The 20,856-nt window shown below is 23.1% G+C and carries 26 protein-coding genes; 15 read left to right on the top strand and 11 right to left on the bottom strand.

Annotated features, from left to right (window positions below; translation table 4 throughout):
* The first annotated feature begins 88 nt into the window (after nt 1-88).
* From AAHM98_RS03835 to AAHM98_RS03825, 3 genes are read left to right on the top strand one after another with little or no spacing between them, the layout of a single operon-like run.
* Nucleotides 89-1,120, top strand: a complete 1,032-nt coding sequence (locus tag AAHM98_RS03835; RefSeq protein WP_342277145.1) for a DUF3137 domain-containing protein — start codon at nt 89-91, stop codon at nt 1,118-1,120.
* Between the two features lie 57 nt (nt 1,121-1,177).
* Nucleotides 1,178-2,254 carry a hypothetical protein gene (locus AAHM98_RS03830; protein WP_342277144.1) on the top strand — a complete coding sequence of 359 codons (1,077 nt, stop codon included), beginning with the start codon at nt 1,178-1,180 and terminating at the stop codon, nt 2,252-2,254.
* A gap of 26 nt (nt 2,255-2,280) precedes the next feature.
* Nucleotides 2,281-3,192 carry a hypothetical protein gene (locus AAHM98_RS03825; protein WP_342277143.1) on the top strand — a complete coding sequence of 304 codons (912 nt, stop codon included), beginning with the start codon at nt 2,281-2,283 and terminating at the stop codon, nt 3,190-3,192.
* Between the two features lie 389 nt (nt 3,193-3,581).
* Here AAHM98_RS03825 and AAHM98_RS03820 read toward each other — a convergent pair whose 3' ends face one another.
* Together AAHM98_RS03820 and AAHM98_RS03815 are read right to left on the bottom strand one after the other, a co-directional pair.
* The gene (locus AAHM98_RS03820) at nt 3,582-3,878 is read right to left on the bottom strand and encodes a hypothetical protein (protein WP_342277142.1); all 297 of its coding nucleotides are present in this window, start codon (nt 3,876-3,878) and stop codon (nt 3,582-3,584) included.
* Between the two features lie 115 nt (nt 3,879-3,993).
* Nucleotides 3,994-4,638 (bottom strand): sulfite exporter TauE/SafE family protein, encoded by a 645-nt coding sequence (locus AAHM98_RS03815; RefSeq protein WP_342277141.1) that lies wholly within the window; start codon nt 4,636-4,638, stop codon nt 3,994-3,996.
* A gap of 447 nt (nt 4,639-5,085) precedes the next feature.
* Here AAHM98_RS03815 and AAHM98_RS03810 point away from each other — a divergent pair, with 447 nt between their 5' ends.
* From AAHM98_RS03810 to AAHM98_RS03775, 8 genes are all read left to right on the top strand, one after another.
* A complete protein-coding gene (locus tag AAHM98_RS03810) occupies nt 5,086-5,571 on the top strand; it encodes a hypothetical protein (RefSeq protein ID WP_342275892.1) in 486 nt (161 codons plus the stop codon).
* A 126-nt stretch (nt 5,572-5,697) separates the two neighbouring features.
* Nucleotides 5,698-5,871 (top strand): hypothetical protein, encoded by a 174-nt coding sequence (locus tag AAHM98_RS03805; protein WP_342275760.1) that lies wholly within the window; start codon nt 5,698-5,700, stop codon nt 5,869-5,871.
* 13 nt (nt 5,872-5,884) lie between these two features.
* A complete protein-coding gene (locus AAHM98_RS03800) occupies nt 5,885-6,091 on the top strand; it encodes a hypothetical protein (RefSeq protein WP_342277140.1) in 207 nt (68 codons plus the stop codon).
* 14 nt (nt 6,092-6,105) lie between these two features.
* Nucleotides 6,106-6,291, top strand: a complete 186-nt coding sequence (locus tag AAHM98_RS03795; RefSeq protein ID WP_342275906.1) for a hypothetical protein — start codon at nt 6,106-6,108, stop codon at nt 6,289-6,291.
* A 2-nt stretch (nt 6,292-6,293) separates the two neighbouring features.
* Nucleotides 6,294-6,452, top strand: coding sequence for a hypothetical protein (locus tag AAHM98_RS03790; RefSeq protein WP_342275895.1), 159 nt, complete (start codon nt 6,294-6,296; stop codon nt 6,450-6,452).
* Nucleotides 6,439-7,101 carry a PD-(D/E)XK nuclease family protein gene (locus AAHM98_RS03785; protein WP_342275896.1) on the top strand — a complete coding sequence of 221 codons (663 nt, stop codon included), beginning with the start codon at nt 6,439-6,441 and terminating at the stop codon, nt 7,099-7,101. Before AAHM98_RS03790 ends, AAHM98_RS03785 begins: the two co-directional genes overlap by 14 nt.
* On the top strand, nt 7,079-7,918 hold the full coding sequence (locus AAHM98_RS03780) for a recombinase RecT (protein WP_342277139.1): 840 nt from the start codon (nt 7,079-7,081) through the stop codon (nt 7,916-7,918). The genes AAHM98_RS03785 and AAHM98_RS03780 overlap by 23 nt, the downstream gene beginning before the upstream one ends.
* Complete coding sequence (locus tag AAHM98_RS03775; protein WP_342277138.1) at nt 7,911-8,441, top strand: hypothetical protein; 531 nt, start codon at nt 7,911-7,913, stop codon at nt 8,439-8,441. Before AAHM98_RS03780 ends, AAHM98_RS03775 begins: the two co-directional genes overlap by 8 nt.
* 113 nt (nt 8,442-8,554) lie before the next feature.
* Here the strand turns inward: AAHM98_RS03775 and AAHM98_RS03770 are convergent, their stop codons facing one another.
* Nucleotides 8,555-9,091 (bottom strand): IS1595 family transposase, encoded by a 537-nt coding sequence (locus AAHM98_RS03770; protein WP_342275883.1) that lies wholly within the window; start codon nt 9,089-9,091, stop codon nt 8,555-8,557.
* A gap of 402 nt (nt 9,092-9,493) precedes the next feature.
* Between AAHM98_RS03770 and AAHM98_RS03765 the strand changes: the two genes are divergently transcribed.
* The 3 genes from AAHM98_RS03765 (at nt 9,494) to AAHM98_RS03755 (ending at nt 10,906) form a co-directional block, all read left to right on the top strand.
* Nucleotides 9,494-9,670, top strand: a complete 177-nt coding sequence (locus AAHM98_RS03765) for a hypothetical protein (RefSeq protein WP_342277137.1) — start codon at nt 9,494-9,496, stop codon at nt 9,668-9,670.
* Between the two features lie 3 nt (nt 9,671-9,673).
* Nucleotides 9,674-9,934 (top strand): hypothetical protein, encoded by a 261-nt coding sequence (locus AAHM98_RS03760; RefSeq protein WP_342277136.1) that lies wholly within the window; start codon nt 9,674-9,676, stop codon nt 9,932-9,934.
* A gap of 240 nt (nt 9,935-10,174) precedes the next feature.
* Nucleotides 10,175-10,906 (top strand): hypothetical protein, encoded by a 732-nt coding sequence (locus AAHM98_RS03755; RefSeq protein WP_342277135.1) that lies wholly within the window; start codon nt 10,175-10,177, stop codon nt 10,904-10,906.
* 252 nt (nt 10,907-11,158) lie between these two features.
* On the opposite strand, the gene AAHM98_RS03750 is transcribed toward AAHM98_RS03755, so the two are convergent.
* From AAHM98_RS03750 to AAHM98_RS03730, 5 genes are all read right to left on the bottom strand, one after another.
* On the bottom strand, nt 11,159-13,222 hold the full coding sequence (locus AAHM98_RS03750) for a hypothetical protein (protein ID WP_342277134.1): 2,064 nt from the start codon (nt 13,220-13,222) through the stop codon (nt 11,159-11,161).
* Nucleotides 13,188-13,478 (bottom strand): hypothetical protein, encoded by a 291-nt coding sequence (locus AAHM98_RS03745; protein ID WP_342275923.1) that lies wholly within the window; start codon nt 13,476-13,478, stop codon nt 13,188-13,190. Before AAHM98_RS03745 ends, AAHM98_RS03750 begins: the two co-directional genes overlap by 35 nt.
* Nucleotides 13,479-13,481: 3 nt before the next feature.
* A complete protein-coding gene (locus AAHM98_RS03740; protein WP_342277133.1) occupies nt 13,482-14,801 on the bottom strand; it encodes a hypothetical protein in 1,320 nt (439 codons plus the stop codon).
* Between the two features lie 12 nt (nt 14,802-14,813).
* Nucleotides 14,814-15,338: a hypothetical protein gene (locus AAHM98_RS03735; protein WP_342277132.1), complete on the bottom strand. Its 525-nt coding sequence runs from the start codon at nt 15,336-15,338 to the stop codon at nt 14,814-14,816.
* Nucleotides 15,339-15,459: 121 nt separating this feature from the next.
* Entirely contained in the window at nt 15,460-15,843 is a 384-nt protein-coding gene (locus tag AAHM98_RS03730; protein WP_342275810.1) for a hypothetical protein, read from the bottom strand.
* A 95-nt stretch (nt 15,844-15,938) separates the two neighbouring features.
* On the opposite strand from AAHM98_RS03730, the gene AAHM98_RS03725 reads away from it, so the two are divergent.
* Nucleotides 15,939-16,865, top strand: a complete 927-nt coding sequence (locus tag AAHM98_RS03725) for a hypothetical protein (RefSeq protein ID WP_342277131.1) — start codon at nt 15,939-15,941, stop codon at nt 16,863-16,865.
* Between the two features lie 132 nt (nt 16,866-16,997).
* On the opposite strand, the gene AAHM98_RS03720 is transcribed toward AAHM98_RS03725, so the two are convergent.
* The 3 genes from AAHM98_RS03720 to rbfA form a co-directional block, all read right to left on the bottom strand.
* A complete protein-coding gene (locus tag AAHM98_RS03720; RefSeq protein WP_342277130.1) occupies nt 16,998-18,116 on the bottom strand; it encodes an agmatine deiminase family protein in 1,119 nt (372 codons plus the stop codon).
* Nucleotides 18,117-18,872: 756 nt separating this feature from the next.
* Entirely contained in the window at nt 18,873-20,180 is a 1,308-nt protein-coding gene (locus AAHM98_RS03715; protein ID WP_342277129.1) for a hypothetical protein, read from the bottom strand.
* A 310-nt stretch (nt 20,181-20,490) separates the two neighbouring features.
* A complete protein-coding gene (gene rbfA / locus AAHM98_RS03710; RefSeq protein WP_342277128.1) occupies nt 20,491-20,856 on the bottom strand; it encodes a 30S ribosome-binding factor RbfA in 366 nt (121 codons plus the stop codon).

Here is a 20,856-nt window from a genome sequence, read left to right as displayed (position 1 = left end):
ATTGGCATTTTAAGCTTCCTATAGGTTTTATTCTTATAAGTTAGTTTTTTTTGTTTATATAGAACAAAATTTAATTAAAGGAATAATTATGAACCATAATTTATCACCCCAAATAGTAAACGCTATTACTAGTAGTATTCATGAAGAATATGAAAATAGTAACAATCATTGATGAATTAAATTAATAACTAAGCGCTGATGGCTTATTTTATGAATTATTGTTACTATCATAGCTATTATTGGCATTATTTTTTCCATTATTACTTTTCAAAGTCAATTTATTAAAAAACCAATGTCTATTATTAGCATTATTGTTTTGCTTTCTGCTGCCTTTTTAATAATTCAAACCATTGCTTTAAAAAATAAAATTCGCGATACTACCCTTCAAAACCTACCTATTCAAAAGTATTATCAATGAGTAGTTAAAGATAATAATAGTAGTGTTACGTTAGAAAAAATTACTGATAATTGAGAAATTGCTCCTCAAGGTAATTTACCATTGGATGAAGAACCTTATTATTTTAACTATTGTGAAAATGTTATGATTGGCACAATTAATAATCAACCTTTTAATTATGGGAGCATTATTAATCAAAAAGTAGTATCAGACTATGATAAAACTTATAATGTTGTTGGTGAACTAATAACAACTAGTAAAAACACTTGTTACTATACAAGATTTGTTTATTATACAACTTATATTAAAAATGATAATTTAATCATGACTTTAACACCACGTAATTTATTTTCTAAAAAATTCAGTAGTAAAAAACAAATTCAACTAGAATCAAATTTTTTTGAAAATTTGTTTGAAGTTAAATGTAATGACCAAATCAAATTACGATTATTGTTAGAGCCACGAGTGATAGATGCACTTAATCAATTTGCTGCTAGTTTAAACCAACAAAATTTACCAATTATCCATATTGAAAATCAACAATTAACGTTAAATTGAAAATATAATTTAGGTAAAGACCCTTATCGTTATCCAAAAGGTAAAATTATGAATTTACCTAGTGGTAGTAACTATGAAAAATTTATTAGCAATTTATTAAGTATTATTAGTGAAGATGTTTGTAATTTAACTATTGCACAAACCTGAAGTGATAATTTATCATAATTTTAGTAATTATCATATAATATAAAGGTATAATCAAAAATAAGGCAGATGATAACTATGACAAGATATCAGTTATTAAAATCTAGTTGAAGATGATTTAGTAATAAATATTTAATACAAACTATTTTATGATTAATTTTTACAATTGCTTTAATCATAACTGCTATATTATGAGAAAGTGACAGTAAAGATTTTAGTAAAATTTTACTTATGGATTTTTTCAATAATGCTAAAATTACTGATGATGTTATTACCACTTTAAAAACATATTTATATATTGCTATTTTAGGTAGTTGTGTTGCTGCTAACGCGTTAATTTTAATTCAAATCAAATGTTGATTTAAAAAATATGTTGAAACTAAATACGAAGTGATTTCTAGCTTTGAAAATAATTTCTTTATCTTTAAAACGTTCTTACTGTTAAACGTTGCTAAAAATATTACTTATATTTTCTGTTTTACTAATGCTTTTACTACTGCATTAGTGTTAATTTACTGATTTTTCTATCTTATTATTTATTTAATATTACAAAAAATTGTCGGTGAAAAACATCAAATTTTAGGTAATCCTTGATGAAAAGATTCACAAAAACGTTCATTATTCTTTATTTTAGGAATTGAAGTTTTATATTTAATTGTTAAAAATCTAATCTTAAAATTTACTGCTGGTCAAACTAATATTGACCAAGTTTTAAAATATTTTATTCCTGCTAGTTCATTAGCATTAATTTTAGCAGTCTTTGTCCAAAGCCTAGTTAAAAATGATGTCAAAAAGATTTTACATAATATTAATGATGTTAGTGATAAAATTGACAACTTTAAAATATTTTATAATTGAGATTCGACAAAAGTAGTAGATGATTACTTATTTATAAAAGAAGCGCCACTGATTATTCGAAATAAAATTAAAGATAAAGTGCTTGCTACTAGTGACAAAAAAGAAGTATTAATATTACTAACTGAAATTTATAAATTCTTAAATTTTGTTGAAACACAAAATATTAAAACAAGTGAATTACGGTATATTTATTATCATTTATTTTATGAATTAAGTGATGCTAATGAAATGGAACAAATAAAAATCCGAATTATTAAAACAAAAAAAGTGGGCGTATTATTAGTAAATAACTTTTAATTACTTTCATATTAGAGGAACCAATTATGAAAAAACTTTTACAAATTATGAGCGTTATGACGCTAACAACTATTACAACTATTAACCTTACTGCTTGTAAATTATTTCAAAAATCGCCACCAGTTGACTGAAATCAACGGTTAAGTGATGCTGTTAATTTAATTAGTACCAAACGTGATGGTAAAATTAATACTTTTTTCTATGATAAAAATAAAACCAAAACTAAAGTTAGTGATTTTAAAGATGATATTATGAAAAGAATTGAAACTTTACTTCATAATGCTAGAAAAGACTATAGTTTGTTGCTTTATAAGATTACTAATCTTGATGATACTATTAAAGCTACTACGATAATTAAATTAGAATTATCAGTTTATGATATCCCTAATATTAAAAAAACTTGTAACTTTGATGCTAACTTTACTGATATGCAAGATTTTGTTAACAAAAGTATTTACCCATATACAGATTCCCAATTAACAAACAAACAACATTTTACGTTAAATAAAAAAGAAAAAAATTCAAAAACTAAGAGTTTTTATGATACTTTAATTGGTTATGGTGCCAAGTTTGAGCAGCTAATTCCTGACAAACCTAAACCTAATACCTTTAAAACTAGTGATTCTGGTGAATTAGGTAATGCTTCAAACTTTTGGAATGCTTTTCAAACTGCTAAAGGTGATGAAAAAACCAAAGCAGCATATCTTGGTAATGTTTTATATCCAATCTTCCAATGTTTTGGTTTAGATGATATGGGTGGTTTAACTTTCTTTAACTTTGAAGCAACACGTGATAACGACGTCATTGCGCTTACGGGTCATAAAAAATTTGCTGGTAAAGATTATGATTATATTGAAATCAATATCAAAGGTGTTAAGACTGAGGATGTTGATTTAGGCAATAGTTTTAAGGATTTAACATATATTTTTGAAGAATAATTATTATTTTCATCTAATTAGGCTTATAATATAAAGTAGTAACAATGGAGGTGTGTAGTTAATGGGCAATAAAACATTATTAATTGTGGGTCATCCCCATTTTAGTTCTAAATCACGAGTTTCAGCACTAATTGTTGAACAATTGAATAAAAATAAATATTAATCAAGTTTTAATTTTAGAAGATGAATTTGATGATAAAACTAATACTTTTAATAATGAAACTACTATGCAAGCATTAACCTTTATTATTTCCCATATGGTGATATGCTGTTCCCGCTCGTATGAATCAATTATTAATTTTACTAACCAAGTTAATGACGCATTATTGAAATAATAAAATTAATTTAATCAAAATAAAAACGAATGAGTAATAACATTCGTTTTTATTCTAAGTTTTCAACATTATCTGCTGCTTAATTTTTCTTAAATTAATAATTGCTGTACTAATTAGTGATACTGATGTATATCAAATAACGCCAATTACTAATCATAATAAAATATTAATAAATTGTTCCTTACTCAAACCTAAACCATTTTGAATCCCGAGAAAAACAATACAGTAAGCAGCAATCACCCCAAACGAACCACCTAAAGAAAAACAGAGCGTTGGTTTAATTTCATAATTTTTATCCTTAATAAAACAACTTCCAACAATGGGCATTAAAAAGGCTGCTGAGCCCATCATAATTGGAAAAGCACATTCGGCATTTTAAAGCCTAGTAAATATGTAGTTGCCATTGCAGGGGCATATATCCCTACTCCTAAGGCCATAAAAAGACCAAGTACAAAGAAGACACTAACTAACTCTCTCCTACTAAATATTTTCATCAAACATTAAGACCAGTAGCAATACCTGCTGTGGGCATGATGCCAATTTGTTTTTGACCTAGTAACATAATAATTGAAACAATAAATAATAAACCACCAATAAATAATTGTGATCAAGTAAGTTTAATTTTATTAGCTAAAATTGCTCCTACATAAGCACCAACACTTGCTGCTACAATTAGTGAAACCAAAGTTGGTCATGCCACTTGTATTAAAGCAATAAAAATAATAGCTTCCAAACAAGTAGGAATAGTATGACCAACGTTCATAATTCCCATAATTTTTTTATCATTACGTACTTGTTTACTTAATTTTAATAACACAATACTAACTGCAAATGAACCAATCCCAATCGTATCACAAAAATCAGCAACAAAACCAATAATACCTAGTTTTCAATATCTTTGTTTAATATTATCTTCATTTTCAAATTGTTGGTAACTAGTTTTAATAAAATAAAAACTAAAGATACCGACAACTATTAGTAGTACACTAATAAAAATCATAGCAACTAATGATGGCGTTCAAATTTTAGTAAAAAATAATGTTAGTAAGAGGCTGATTAAAAATAAAGGAATTAATAAGAAACTGCAATATAAAACCTTTTTATTTATCATGTTGTAATGTCCTTTTCACTTTTAATATTAATTTCATAAATAGAATTTTATCATGTAATTGTTTTATTTTGGGCGTATCCAAAATAGGTATAGATTTAATAAAAATATAAATGAGAGATAATACTCTCATTTTTAATTGTTAAACAATTATAATTAATTATTTTGATAAATCTGTACTTTATTAAAGTAATTAATTATTACATAACTTAATAAAAATTATTAAAGGCTATAGTGCAGATATAACTAATAGTAATTTTTGTGTTGGTCTTTTATAACTTTATATTTTTTTTTGGTTCCCTTCCCCCTAGAACCCCCTACCCTCCGAGGCTTATTGCTACTTACAGTAGCAATAAGCCTATACGTAGTAGATAGTAAATATTTAGTATATAAGCCTTATCACTTACAGTGATAAGGCTTATACATAATAGAAAGGTTAGAAAGGAATATATGACAACTATTAATTTAGAATTAAAAAGTAAAATTAAAGAAACAGATAAAGGTATATTATTAGAAATTGGTGAATATGAAACATGATTTTCTATTCAATATACTAATATTGATAATAAAAATAAAAAAATATTAATAAAAATTTTTGAAGATTGAGATTATAAATTAGGTAAAAAATCTATTATAAATGATATTTCTACTATTAAAGGTAGTGAAATTTTAAAATATATAAAAAATATTCCAAATGTTACTGCTAATGAAAATGAATTAATATCTTGTGAATTTTATAAAAAATATAATGGTTATTATATTGGACAAATAAAAAATGAAGAATGTTTTAAATATAATATTACCTGAGAAAAAGATAGAAAAAGTTTTAAAATAAATAATCCATATAATCATAATGATTTAGTAATAAATTATATAGTAACATCATTAAAAGATTTAGTAACTCATAATAATAAAATATTTTATTTAAAATATTAAGAAAGGAATTAATATAAATGCTTAATTGAAATATTATTACTCATAACTGTGATATTTGTTATAAAAAATCTTCATTTGCTAATAGAACATGTAATAACTGTTTTTATAAATTAATAGGTAAAAATAATGAAATGTAAATTACATAATAAAAAATATATTTGAATTAGTGAAATAGATAATTCTTATTATTGTAATAAATGTATTAATAATATGATTGAAGAAGATATATATTTAACAAGTGATAACTATGATAGTTTATATAACTATTATATTAATGAATTACAATTAGAAAATTTTTAAAGGAGAAAAGATAATGAATCAATTAGAATTACAAAATGCAAGAAAATTAATAGATAAATTTGAAGAATTACAAGAAGTATTTAATAGTAAATATGAAGAATTAGAATTTGAAATTGATAATGATGGTGATTTAAAAATTATGAAAGATTATTTTTCATATGAAAAAATAAATAAATTAGAACAAGTAATTATTCATTATAAAAAAATTATTAAAGGTTAAAGGAGAAAAATAATATGCAATATAATTATTTATTAAAATATAAAGTAAATTATACTAATAAAAGAAAACAAAAAATATTTTCTACAATTGAAAATGCTATTAATTTTCATAAAAATTATAAACATCATATATTAGAAAATGCTTATATTGAACATTATGAAATATTAGTAATGGAATTAGATATTAAAGGAGTTGAATAATAATGCCAGCACATAAGAAAAATCAAGAAGATTTAATTATTAAACAAATTCATATTTGAGTTAATAAAACTGATTATTATAAATTAAAAATAATTTGTGTAGAAAAAGATATTACAATTAATAAATTTGTAAGGAATTTAATTAAAAATGCAATTGAATAATAATTTAATTTTTAAAAAAGATACACATCAATATTTTATTAAAAATAAAGAATTAATTTCAGTTTCTAAAATTATTCAATATTATTTATATGAAGATAAAAATCCTTATGAAAATATACCTTTTGATAGATTAGAAAATGCTAGATTAAGAGGAGAAACTGTTCATAAAGTAGCAGAATTATATTTTAAAAATATAAATATTAATAATATAAAAGATAAATTATTAAATAATATTCAACATTTATTTAATAAAAATTATTTACAATATTGTGAAAATTTATTAAATAATTTACAAGAATTTAAAGTAAATACTAAATATATATGTGAACAAGTATTTACTTATGATATTATTGCCGGAACACCAGATTTAATTTATAAAGAAAATAATTTATATACAATAATTGATTTTAAAACATTATCAAATATGTATAAAGAAAATAAAGAAAAATCAATATTACAATTAACTGCTTATTATTGAATATTAAAAAATAATGGTTTTAATTTATCAAATACACATTATATTTATTGAATTCAAAAAGATAATGTAGAAAAAATATTAGTAGAAATAACAGATGAATTAGTATATGAATGAGAAATGGCAATTGCACTTTGAAAGGAAGATAAACATGGCAAATGAGTTAGTAATTAAACATATTAATAATGGTAATGTAGAAAAATATATTAAAAATAAAGGAATTATTAATAATTTAGAAATACAAAAATTTAAAAGTAATGTATTAGCAATTTCAAATCAATATGGTTTAGATAAAGCACATCCAGAAACTATTATTAATAGTTGTTATCAAGCAGTATTATTAAATTTACCATTAGAAAAAAACTTTGGTTATTGTTATGTTGTACCTTATTGAGATAGTAATACTAAAGTAAATAATGCTCAATTTCAAATGGGATATAAAGGTTATATTCAATTATCATTACGTAGTCAACAATATAAAGAAATTAATGTAAGTGATGTTAGATTAACAGAAATGGAAAAAGTAAATAGACTTAAAGGTATTGAATTTAATTGAATACAAAATGATTTAGAAAGATTAAAACAACCTATTATTGGTTATGTAGCATATTTTAAATTAGTAAATGGTTTTGAAAAAACTTTATATATGTCAAAAGAACAAATAGAAAAACATTTTTTAAAATATTCAAAAACTTATGCAAAAAATAAAGAATTTATTGTTAGTGATTTTGATAGTATGGCATTAAAAACTGTACTTACTCAATTATTAAGAAAATGAGGAATTATGAGTACTGAAATGCAAACAGCGTATGAAAGTGACCAAGCAATTATTACTGAAACTGAAAAAATATATATTGATAATCCAAATAATGATAATAAAGAAATTAAATTAAAATCTATTGAAGAACCAAAAGAAGAAATAAATATTAATTATGAACAAATACAAACTAATATTGATAATTTAGATAAGGTAGTATTTAGTAATGAATAATTATTTACTTTCAATAGATACAAGTATGAAAAATACTGGTTTTACATTATGAGAAAATAAAATACCAATATTAATAACTAGTCTTAATTTTTCTAAAAAAGATTATCATTATTTTAATGATTTTATTAATATAGTTTTTCTACAATGTCAAACTAATAATTTAGGTTTAATTGATGATAAAACAGATTATAGTTTATATTTAGTAATTGAACGTGGGATATTTAATCCAAAATTTGGTAAAGGTAAAGAAACATTAGACCATTTACGTGGTTTTATTACTGGACAATTTAATAAATTATTAACTAAAGATATGTTAGTTAATAGTAGTGAATGAAGAAAATGATATCAAAGTTTAGATGAAATTAAATATAATTGAAATTATAAACCTTGAACTAAAGAATTATCAATTGAAATTTCTCAATTCATGATTAAGAACCATAATTGAAATATTAAAATTAAAGACCATGACCAAGCAGAAAGTTTATTAATTGGTTGATATTATTTAAATAAGGAAGTGAAATAATGTCTTGATGAGAAATTTTATTAATTATAAATGGCTTTTCTCCCTTTATGTACTATTAAATTTTATCACATAAATGCTGAGAAAAGCCTATCTACGGACTTCTCCCCACAGTTTTAAATCAAACATAGCATTACAGTTTCAAAACTAGGTATGTTATTGAATTTATATGCTGATTCTTTTGCATATAAATGAACATGATGTTTTGCAACTTTGATATGTGTTTTAAATGTTCTTCGTATATGTTTTCATACTGATTCAATTTGGTTGGTATTTACACCAGTTTTTGAAACATAGCCATTTTGATGGTTAACTGTTTCATGCTTAGTGAAAACCGATTTCAAATCGCGATATCCTTTTCACAAATCAGTATGTACATCACACTTTGAAGACATGTGGTTTCTTGCAAACTGCAAAAGATTTTTACTGTTTGCGTTTTTCAATACTTTCACAATTAAATTATTGGTTGTTTTTTGATAAATGCCAACAATCAAGGTTTTGTTTAACAAGGATCTTCCTTGTTTTTTAAAACCCATATGTGAAAGATACATTTCATCTATTTGCACTATCCCTTCAACAATGAATTGAGGTTTTTGTTTAGCAATGGCACTTCGGATTTTATGACCCATTCTTCAAGCTGTTTTCAAGGTCACTCCCAATTCTTTTGCAACATCAGTTGATGGAATTCCATGTTTGGTGTTTATTCATCTAAAGATGAGATAAAACCAAGATATTAAAGACGTTTGGGACTTTGAAAATATAGTGCCCGTGAGAATACTAAATGTTTGATGACATTTCAAACATCTCATTCTTTTTAAATCAGAAGTATTCAAATTAAAACTAGAACACCTAATACATTTGCTTTGTTTCAAACTTGCTATATATGCAAGACATTGTTTTTCAGTTTGAAATATTCTGTTGAATTCATTTCAATTCATTTTTTCCTCCACAAGTACATGTGGGGAGAAGTCCGTTATAAATTTTACAATAATAGCATTAACAAATTTAGGTTGTTTTATAATTTTATTAATTGATTTATTAAAGGAAAAAAGAAAATGAAAACTAAATTAAAATGTATTTGTAAAGATTGTAATAATAAAGTATTAATTAAATTACAATCTACAGATTTAGAAAATACTTCTGTTCAATTTTTTAAAATGTGTAAAAAACATCAATTAGATTTTAATAATAAAGTAAAAGAAATAAAAGAATATTATAAAAATAAGGAGTAAATAATGAATTGATTTGATTATTTTATGATAACTTGAATAATAATAACAATTATGATTTTTAATCATATTTTAAATATAAAAAATATGGATGTAAAACATTTAAAAAATATGCAAAATATGGATGTAAAACATTTAAGAAAAATAATAAATATACAAGAAAATCATTTTCATAATATGTTAGATATTCATAAAGAAATGTTTGAAAAAATAAATGAAAGAATAAATCAAATAATTGAATATCTTAATAATGAAAATAAGGAGTAAATAATGACAAAATGAGATTTAGTAAAATGATTAATGGAACAATGATTAGAAGCAAGAATTAATAATGATAAAGAATATATGTAAGTATTAAATAAAAATTCTAGTGAATTTGATTGAGAATAATAATTAAATTATCTATTTTATTATAAATATGATATTATAAGTCTGAAACTTTATATAAAGTTTTAATTCATTACTTTATTTCAAAGTAAATGAGTTTTTATTTTGAAAGGAAAGATTATGAATACAATAATACATAACAACCAATTAATTACTATTGCAAAAGATGATTTTAATAACAACAATATTCTATTTGCCAAATATATGCTTGCAGATAAAAAAGGAGGTAATTATGATTATGAAAAACAAGAACTAATTAAAAATATATATTTTTTATATATATTAATTGAAGAATTAACAATTTTGAAAATAGAAAAAAAAGAATTACTAGAAATACCTATAAATAATAATTTTAATAATTTTTTAATAAATTTTTATGTCAATAACTATAAGCGAATATTTTTTTTTATGTTTTATGTTTTATCTTTAACAATATTTTTAGTTTCATTATTTGTTTTTCCAATTGTTTTTCCAATTGTTTTTCCAATTATTACTCCAATTATGATATTAATTCCAGTTATACCTCTTATTTCTTACTTTTTTAAAAGAGTTTATTTTAATATAAAAAAAAATTTTATTAAAATAAAAAATAATAAGATAAATAAAGACAATAAATATGCAAAGAATAAAAAAATTTCTAAAATATTAAAGATATATAATGTTAACGAAAAAGATTATAATATTTGAAAAAGTGAATATTTAAACAATTTATATAAAAAAATTAGTAAAAATGAAGAAACTGAAAGAAAAGATATTTCAAAACAAGAATATTTTAAAAATGAAGTAAATTCAATTGATATAAAAAATAAACCGTCTACAAGTGGATATCAATCAAATTCACCAACAATGTAAATACAAACAAAAAAAGTTACCTTAATTGGTAACTTTTTAATTAGATTGTGGGGGAATGTTATTTTTTTTAGGTTTTCTTTTCTTTTTTTTATCTTTTATTCAAAAACATATAGGAAGAATTATATAAGCACCTATAAGTACAATACCAATAAAACTTAATACTATTATTAATATAATTATACTTCTATCCATATTTAGTTAAAATTTCCTTTCAAAAATATACAAAATTAATATATCATATTTATAAAATAATTATCTGGAATTTAATATAATTTTTGAAATTGTTAATGTTATACTTTGTGTAGCAATTATTTTTTCTTTACTAACTTTACCAATTCCACCGAAATATCCTTGTCCGTTGCCTTGTAAATATATAGGAAATAATTCTATTTTAAATTTTAAATTATTATCTATATTTTTAAAACCTAAATACATTGAACTATTATCTTGTGGGATTTCTAATGCTTCTACTCATCCTTGTCAGTCATGATACTGGTCTCTTTTTACTTTAATATTAGAATCTAATAAATTATATAAATTATTTGTATTATTTACTTTTACTCCAACAGTTGCTAAACCAGTATAAAGAAAATCATGTATTTTATCAATAATTTTATTATCATCTTTTTTAATTAATTCTTTATTGTCATTATAATAATTTAAATCTTTTAAATCAAATGATTTTGTTATAGTTTGTGTCTTATTTGAAAATGTTTGGTTAATATCTAAAATAATATTGTTTGGGTCAGTTCCCTTAATTCAATCATATGTTTCATATTCTCAACTAATATATAATTCAATTGACTTATAATATCTTTTTAAATCATTAAAAGTATTAATTAATAAAGTTGGATCTAGTTTTGATTTAATATCTAAATCAATTTGTAATGGTTTAATTTTTGGAAAAACATAATTATTTCAATTATAAGGTGTATAATCTAATTTACTTCCATTTATAGTAAATACACTTTCTAATGGTAAATCCATTTTTATAGTTGGATTACTTGGAATAATAACTATTTGTTTTGCTATATTTTGTGGACTTGGTGGTAAGATATTTGCAGGATAACTAAAGGTAGTTTCTTCAGTTTCTTTATATTCATCATGATTTAATTTATATAAAGTAGTTCAATTAAAAGCATTACTAGTTAATGCTCCTTTATTTTTATATCTAAATTGTGCTATTGAAAGTTCATTATAATCTCCTTGATAAGTAAATGGATTATCACTATAAAATGTATGTCTTTCTTCACCTTGATGTAATGATTGAGTTACAATTGTATCAATAATATAAGCATAATTAGAACCATCACTAACACCATTACTTGTTGGATTTCATTGCATTTCTGTGTCTAAGTTAGTTAATGGACTTGCTATATCTAAAAATTCAGTATCTTCTGCTAAAATATAAACTTTATTATTTTTCTTTTGTGATAAATCAACTGTACTTATTTGTTCTTTTGTTTTTAATTTATGACCAGTTTTAGGGTCTCATGGATATACTGATATTCTATCAGTTAATTTCATAGTCATAGCAGTTGTAGAAACATTAGCACCTAATAATTTACCAATAGCAAAAGCATTTAATGGAATTAAACCACCATTACCAATAATATTTTCTAAATTATTTGTAAAAAATGCTGACATGAAACCATTAAAATATAACATTTTTTTATATTGTTGATTATTTTGATTAATAATAAAACCAATTGGAATACCTAAACTTAAAACATTTAATAATTTACCAATTAATGGTATATCACTTAAAGCAAAAGGTAATCATTGTACACTATCATAAGGCATTTGTATTAAACTACTAAATACTACTGAATTAAAATTTAATATAGCACTCATATATTTTTGACTTATTTTTGAATAATCTACAGTTGGTGAACCAATAATTAAATTAGTATCTGGAAATGGATTAACAGTTGTTGATGTTGTACTTGTAGTAGTTATAGGAGATATAGTACTTGTTATTGGATTAATTGTTGTAGTAGATTCTATTGGTGTAATAACAGTATTTAAAAACTTAGTATAATTTGCTAATCCAATTGTTCCTAAACCTAATAATATTTTTTTACTACTATTAATAAATTTAGTTTTAGAAGAAGGTCTTTGATTTAAATTTCATATATCTAAACCTAATTTTTTACCAAATAATAAACTATTAATTGAACCTAATATTGGATTACCTATTAATTGTCCATAATAAGCACTGGTTCCAATCATTGCTGAAATTGGACTTATACCTGTTCTTATTAATTTTATTAAAGTATAGTTACTCAATAGTATAGTTTCAGCATGTTGTGGCATGTTTATTTTCTCCTTTTAATAATTTAGTAGATTTTTTAATTTGAATTAATACTTTACCTTTTAAATTAACATTATCTCCAACACATACAGCAAAATTATCATGTACATTACTTACTCTTATATAATTTGGATTTAATGTTGGAAATTCATAAAGTAATATTGCTAATATATCTTGTGAACTATTTAAATCTTCTGGTTTTGGGGAATTTATAATAATATGTGATTTATCATTAAAATATTTATATATAAATTCCATAATTTAAGCCTTAGTAAATGTTAATTTAACTGTTCCATAATATTCTTTATTATCACCAGTCATAGTTGCACTTGTATTAGTAATATTAGTATATGTTGCTTTTTTAGGTTCAAATCCAACATTACCTATTTTTACTATTGCTATATCTAATTCATCACTAGTAGGATTATCACTAGCAATAGTAATTTTTCCTAAATCTTTATAATAAATTATATTTTGTAAATCTAAAATATTCATATTATCATAATCTGTTGATTGATAAGTAGCATTAACATTAGTTGGGTCTGTTTTATAATTTTTTGCTCTTGCTGTTTTAATTTCATCAATTGTTGGCATTTTTTCTTGAATAATATACATTAAATCTGGTCTAATTGCACTTGGTAATGCATATAATGCTTTCCCAATAATACGAATATTATCTGTTGCATTATCTAATTTATTTCTTACTTTTGTAAATGAAATAGGCATACCTCACATATATCTGTTATAAACTACACCAAATAAATTTAATAAATTATAATCTTTTTCTAAATGCATACCAGAAACTGTATCATGAATAAAATCTTGTTCTAAATAAAAACTTTCATAAAATTCCATACCCATAATTTGATTTGTATATCTTTTACCAGTTGCTAAAGTATTTGCAGCAATTTGACCATAATTTAATAATGTAAATGCTTTTGCCAAATTAAAACTACTATCAATACCACAAGCACCAGTTAAATCTGCTTTATTAATACCAACCGTAATATCATCTACTTTTTTAATTAATTTATTATTTCTTTCTCCAATTATATAATAAGCATTTAATGCTTGTTCTTTAGTCATATTATTTAAATTTAAAGGTAATACTAATGATTTAGCAATTGCATAATCTTTGGTACCTTGTAAAAATATTAATTCAAAATTTTCTCTTAAATTTCTCATAAATGAACTTGTTCAATTTGAAACAATTTGAGTTGCTACATTTGCTGGTGAAGTCATAAATCTTTCAATATCAAATTCTGGAATATTAAAATCAATTTTTAATTCTTTATCAATAATTAATGTTGTTGTTTTAACTGTTCCTTTTTGTCTTTTAGTACCAGTAAATTCATCTCATGTTGAACCTCATAATACACGAACTGTTGCTCTATATATTGCCATTGCGACACCACTAATATTTGCTATTTGGTCAGCAGTAACAGTATTTCTCATAAATAAAGTACTTATTTCAGCAGTTAATTCACCACGAACTTGTGCTTCAAGTACACTTAAAAAAGCATTTTCAGTAGGTGTATTACCACCAATAATAAATGCTTTAGGTATTTGTGGAATTGCCATTTTATCCTCTTTCTATTTAATAGATTTAAGTGCATTTCCTCTTGCTAAATTTACAAGTTTTTCTAATTCGTTAGGGTCAGTAATACCTGTAGTTTTTGCTTTTTCATTTAATTTTCTTTCTAATTCTTCTGGATTAATACTATTTGTATGTAAATCTAAAAGAGTTTTAGGATTAAAATCATTTGTATTAGGTTTATTTTCTTGTTTAAAAGATTCTGATATTTTATCAATAAAAAATTCTTTATAATCTTCATTTATTTTATTAAATGCTTCTTGTTTAGATAAAGATTTATAATTATCAGTACTCATTAAATTTTTAATTAAATTTACTTTTTTAGTATCTTTAATATTAGAAAATAATTGTTGCTCTTCATAACTATTAATTTTAGTTTCATATTCTTTTAATTTAGTTTGTTGTTCTTGTAGTTTTGGATTTAAGATTTTATTTTCCATAAATTCTTCATGTTCTTTAACTAATATTTGTAAATTTTCTGGTTTAGAATAATCTACTTTATCATCTCATTTAAAATTTTCCATTTTAAACTCCTTATTAATAATAATTCCTATTATTAGGCAAATAGTCACGCCATGTTTCATAATAATTATATCATTTTTACCCTTTAAAATAAAGAAAAAATCTATATTAAATATAGATTTTCTAATTATTATTTTCAATTTTTCTTGGTTCAGTAATATTAATAATTATATTACTATTATTTGTTTCTACATCTTGATTATCTATTAAATCATCAAACATATCTCTATGATTTGTTCTTAAATATAATCATTCATATTGTGCAACTTTAGTTACATTTTTTAATCGTGCAATGCCTATTTTAAGGCATGCTTTATCATATTCGTTAATAAAATCTTTTTGTCATTTTGTCGGTCTTCTTCGGCAATCAAATATGTATTTATTATCAACCTTTAAAATATAATTTAATTCTTGTTTAGTACATTTTTTAAGATTATCTTTATTTGTTCTTAAATACTCTTGTATTTTTTCTTTATAATTACCTAATTCTTTTCTTTGTTTTGGCATATTATTCACCTTTTATCCTTATGTATATTATAACATTTACTATTATTCTTATATATAATCATTTTAGATTAATAATTAAGAAAGGAATTAATATCATGACTTTAATCAATAATGAATATGATTATGATAGTTTAGATATTAAATATACAAATTTAAAAATAAAAGAATATGAACAAGATTTATTAAATTATGATTATAATTATTTTAAAACTTATGATAAAAATAAATATAAATATATACAAAGAAGACAAAAATTAATTATTAATCCTTTTGGAAAATCTTATCTTCCATTAAGAATATATAAAAATTTAGAAACTAATGAAAATATATGTCCAGTAAAAAATTTTATTAAAATTCTAAAATATAAAAATTGTACTAATCGTTTATTAAATTTTATATTAAAACAAATACATAAAGGTAAAAGACAATGTGATATTAAAGATATGTTACCCGATTGTCCTATTTCAAATCAAACTATTAGTAATATAATAAAAAATAGTAAATTTACTATTCAACCTTTAAAAGAAAAAATTAAAGTATTAGATAATCAAAAACTTCATATTGATATTGATGATTGTTATGAATTTTTAAGAAATGATTATGGAATAATAGAAAAACATTGTATTAAAATTTTTAATCTTTATACTCATAAAATTAATATTAGTAAAAATAGAAATAAATTATTAAATAAAACAACAGCATTTTTATTATATAAAAATGATGATAATATGTCACAAGATAAAGTATATAATTTTGTTTTTGAAACTATTAATAATAATTATGATATTAAAATAAATAGTTTAAAAGATTTAGAATCTCAAAATCTTAATTTAATAATTGCAGGTGATGGTGCATTATCAATAAGAGCAATGGCTAAATTATTAGGTGGTTATTATATATTAGATAAATTTCATGCTTTTAGTTATCTTTGAAAATCATTTGTTGGAGTTCGTGGTAAGTTAAAATGATTTGGTTTAAGATTTAATTTGATTGCAAGGATACATATAATCAAGGATACATAATTTAGAAGAAAATAAATAACATGGATTAAAATTAATTAATTTTTATTGATATTTAAGTATTTTAGTTACGGAATAAATCTATGAAAGTTAATAAACGCTGATTATAAGTTTATTAAACTAGGTATTCAAATCTTATGGGTTCTTTTTTTCTAGTAATTCTGGTTGATAACATATGAAACTATTTAATCCACTTTTCCCTAAAAGTAGTTCGCGAACATCAATGAGCATGATTTGCTTATCATTAAAAATTATTGACATAATATCTAATACTTTTTCTTGAGTTTCTTTATGATTAAAACTAGGAATTAAAACGATTTTATTACTAATGTATAAATTAACATAACTAGTTACTAGTTTTTGATTGGGAAGTACTACTTGATGATAAATATTATAATCAATTAGTTTAATATCTTCTTCATTGCGCACGTCAATGGGTGGTAAAGAAACTTTAATTACATTATAACGTTTACCGTGAGAATTAGTAGCTCGTAATAAAATATCATAAGCAGCTTTCACTGCTTGATAGCGATCATCTTCGGTATTATTGGTTCAACTTACTAAAATGGTTTTATTGTCAACAACATACATTAGATTTTCTAAACGACCTTTAGTTTCATCAAACGGTAAACCATGAGGAATTCAAATAATGATAATAACATTTAAATAATTTTTTAAATAGTTTTCAGCCTGTTCGACAGTTAAACTAGGATTACGGTCTTCAGACATAATACCTTCGTAACTAGAAAAACATGATTGGTCATTATCAATCATTACCATGCTTGGTTCTAAAACAATCGGTAGGTGGTAATAATCAATATTTTCTATTTCAAAGATTTTATAAGCAGCCATTTCATCATCATGTCAAGGATAATAAATCCCACTATTAAGGCCACCCCATGAATTAAAATTAAATGTTAGACCTCTAATGGTTTGTGTTGCTTTATTTTGTAAAAATATGGGACCGTAATCACGGATGAAACAATCATTAGTGCTCATTTCAATAAGTCTTATTTTTTCATCTAATTGCTTACGGGCGTTAATAAATTTAGTTTTACTTACTAACATGGTAACTGCTTCTTGTTTAACCAACATATTGGCAATTGCTGTAATTTTTTGTTGGGCAGGTTTTGCCCCTAGTCTTCAATTATCTGTTCGTTCTGGTCAAACCATTCAACATTGTTGATGATTTAAAAAGTGGGGAACAGCATAAAGATCATCACTGCTGGGTGTTGAATAAATTTTTTGTGCCATTGGTAGCATTACTTTCTATGTGCTACTGAATAGTTCCCTTATTTTATTGATAATTCCTTTTTTTATTATACTAGTAATTTTTTAAATGTTCTTAATAATTTTAGACTTTTAAATTTATGGGTAATGTTATTTGAATTATAAATATCTTAGATTGCATAAAATAGTAATAATAAAATTAAAAGAAATGAGTCCAATCGAATATCGATTATCTCATCCCCAAACAAATATTAAGTTTATTCCTATGAAATTATATTTAATGTAACATTTATAATAATAATTATATAAGGTTCTTTTTATTGTCCACTTTACTTGACAAGTTCAAAAACACAAATAATTGTGAATACAATAACTAAGAAAATAATATCAATCTCATTTGGAATGGGAAGTACTCATGATTATAAGTTACTTTTAGATTCTAAAGCAAGTTTTCATTTAATTGCAGGTATTTATAATTGAGAAAAAAATTAGAACATTTTTTAACGTTCTAATTTTTATAAAATACCAAGTCTACTATAACTTTTTATTTGTTCAAGAAAATGGTAAATTAAACCTTAAGTTTATGATCAAACATCATCTGTTCCATCTTGTTCAACACTATAAGTATATCCTTCTGGTAATTTTATAAGACCACTGATACCATTAATATTTAAAATACCTAGACTAGAAACTATATTACTAATTTGAAATTTATTATTAGTAATATGTTCATTTAAAACATTTTGGTCAAGTTTTTTACTAACTAAAAATTTTGATAAGTTAAAATAATCATGGTTGTTTACAACTTTTCTGTCTATCTAATGCTAGTCTTTTCATGTTTGAATGTAAATAATCAATAGTATCACCAAAAGTTTTATTAGTAGTCTTATAATTATCAAAATCACTTCTATTCATTTTCAAATTTATTGTATCTGGATTGTTTGTTGCTCAAAACTTGTTCATTAATATTCCTTTGTCTGAAACAATACTAATGAATTTTTGTAATATATCAGCTAGTTTAATAGCTCTTGTTTCATTTTCAATGACAGCAAAAGGAAGTGCTTTTGACATTAACCTTAAATCATCATATTTTCAATTAGTTAACGTAATATTTCCAAATAAGGTAACTTTATCTAAATCATTATCTAGAATTAAATTTTTATAATTTCAAGCATTTGTAAATCATAAGACCCTTTTATTTTCTTCATCTTTATACAACGTAGTTATGTATTCAGTAGTAGTACTTAAAGGTACAGTAAACTTTGTGAAGAATAAACTTATTGTTGATTCTCTTCAGATTGAAGGTATGGAAACATCAGTTATTGTAACATGAGTATTAGTAATCTTCTTAGTTAGAGTGGTCTTGGCAGCATCGTTTAACTTATCATCTTTATCATGTTGTTCTAAATCAAATTTTTGTGCTCCAGTGATTGGAACTAAATAATCTTTTAAACTTTCATCAACCTTATTGCTAACATCTTTAACAACTTTACTTAAATCAGAACCTTGATTGGCAAAGTACATGTCGTATGTTTGATTAATATCGCTCGTATTGCTTCTGCCATTTTCACCTAAACATGTGAAATATAAATTTAAATTAGCGGTAAGATAATATCAATCACTTACAAAATATGGGGAGTCTTTTGCATTAAAATTGTCTATACCAAAATTATTATCCTTTCATGTAAATTTTTTGCTGGTAAATAAGTCATTTAACTTAGTGGTATTTATTTTTAAGATACCATTGGGATTGATTCCGTTGAATAATGGTTTTAATTCTGGGTAGTTTTTTGCTAAGTTGTTGCTCATAGTACCAACTTGTTGGTTTAAGATTTCCAAGAAACCAACAATTGTTTCTGGAAACTTATCTTCAGTAATTTTTACATCTCTTGTTTGATCAGTGGCTTTTAATTTTGTCATAATGGCATCACCTTTTGTGACATCACCAACTTTTCGTAGATTTTTTCATTCATTAATCAAATTAGCAAATTCAGTTTGAATTTTTTCTTTGGCTGTTTGGGCTAGGGTTAAATAGTCAGTTTCGTCTGCTACTGGTGGTGTTTTAGTTCAGCCACAAGGCCATCACATTTAATGGAACTGGGGTTGTTACTGTTAGTACGGTTAGTAAAGATAGTAGTTTTCTCATAAATTGTTCCCCTCTTTCTCAATATTAAAAGTACCACTTATTTAGTGAAACGTTCTACTATTATTATATATAATATATGTATATAAGTGTTAATTATACCTATTTCACCTATTAGGGCAAGTTACCATTGAATTGAATCTCTGCCAAATAAACTTTTTTTAAGAAAATTATAAGAATAAAAATTAAAAATTTCCCTTACTGTTACTATGAAAATAAGGGAAATCATGTGAGTTATTTAAAAATTAAAATTATTTATTGTTCTTCATTGTTATTTGCATTTTTTTTAATGTTCGAAAGAATTTCATCAATCTTTTTAACTTTAGTACTAGTTTCATCATATTTAAAACGGAGAATTGGTACTTTATATTTAGTACTAGTTTTAGCTAAGGTACTACGACAGAAACCTTTAGCATTTTCTAAAGCCGCACTTACTGCTTTGATATCAATGTTATCTAAATAAATAGTTCAATAAACAGTAGCATAACTGTTATCTTTAGTAATTTTAACATCAGTAATAGTAATATCTTTGAATAAAATATTGTTAGCTTGTGTTTTAAGAATAATATTTATTGCTTTTTTAAAAGCACTTGCTTGCTGTTCTAATTTTAATAAGGCCAT

Source organism: Spiroplasma endosymbiont of Nebria brevicollis, assembly GCF_964030895.1.
In the GTDB taxonomy this organism is placed as follows: Bacteria; Bacillota_I; Bacilli_A; order Mycoplasmatales; family VBWQ01; genus Spiroplasma_E.
This window is presented reverse-complemented; position numbering and strand designations above follow the sequence as displayed.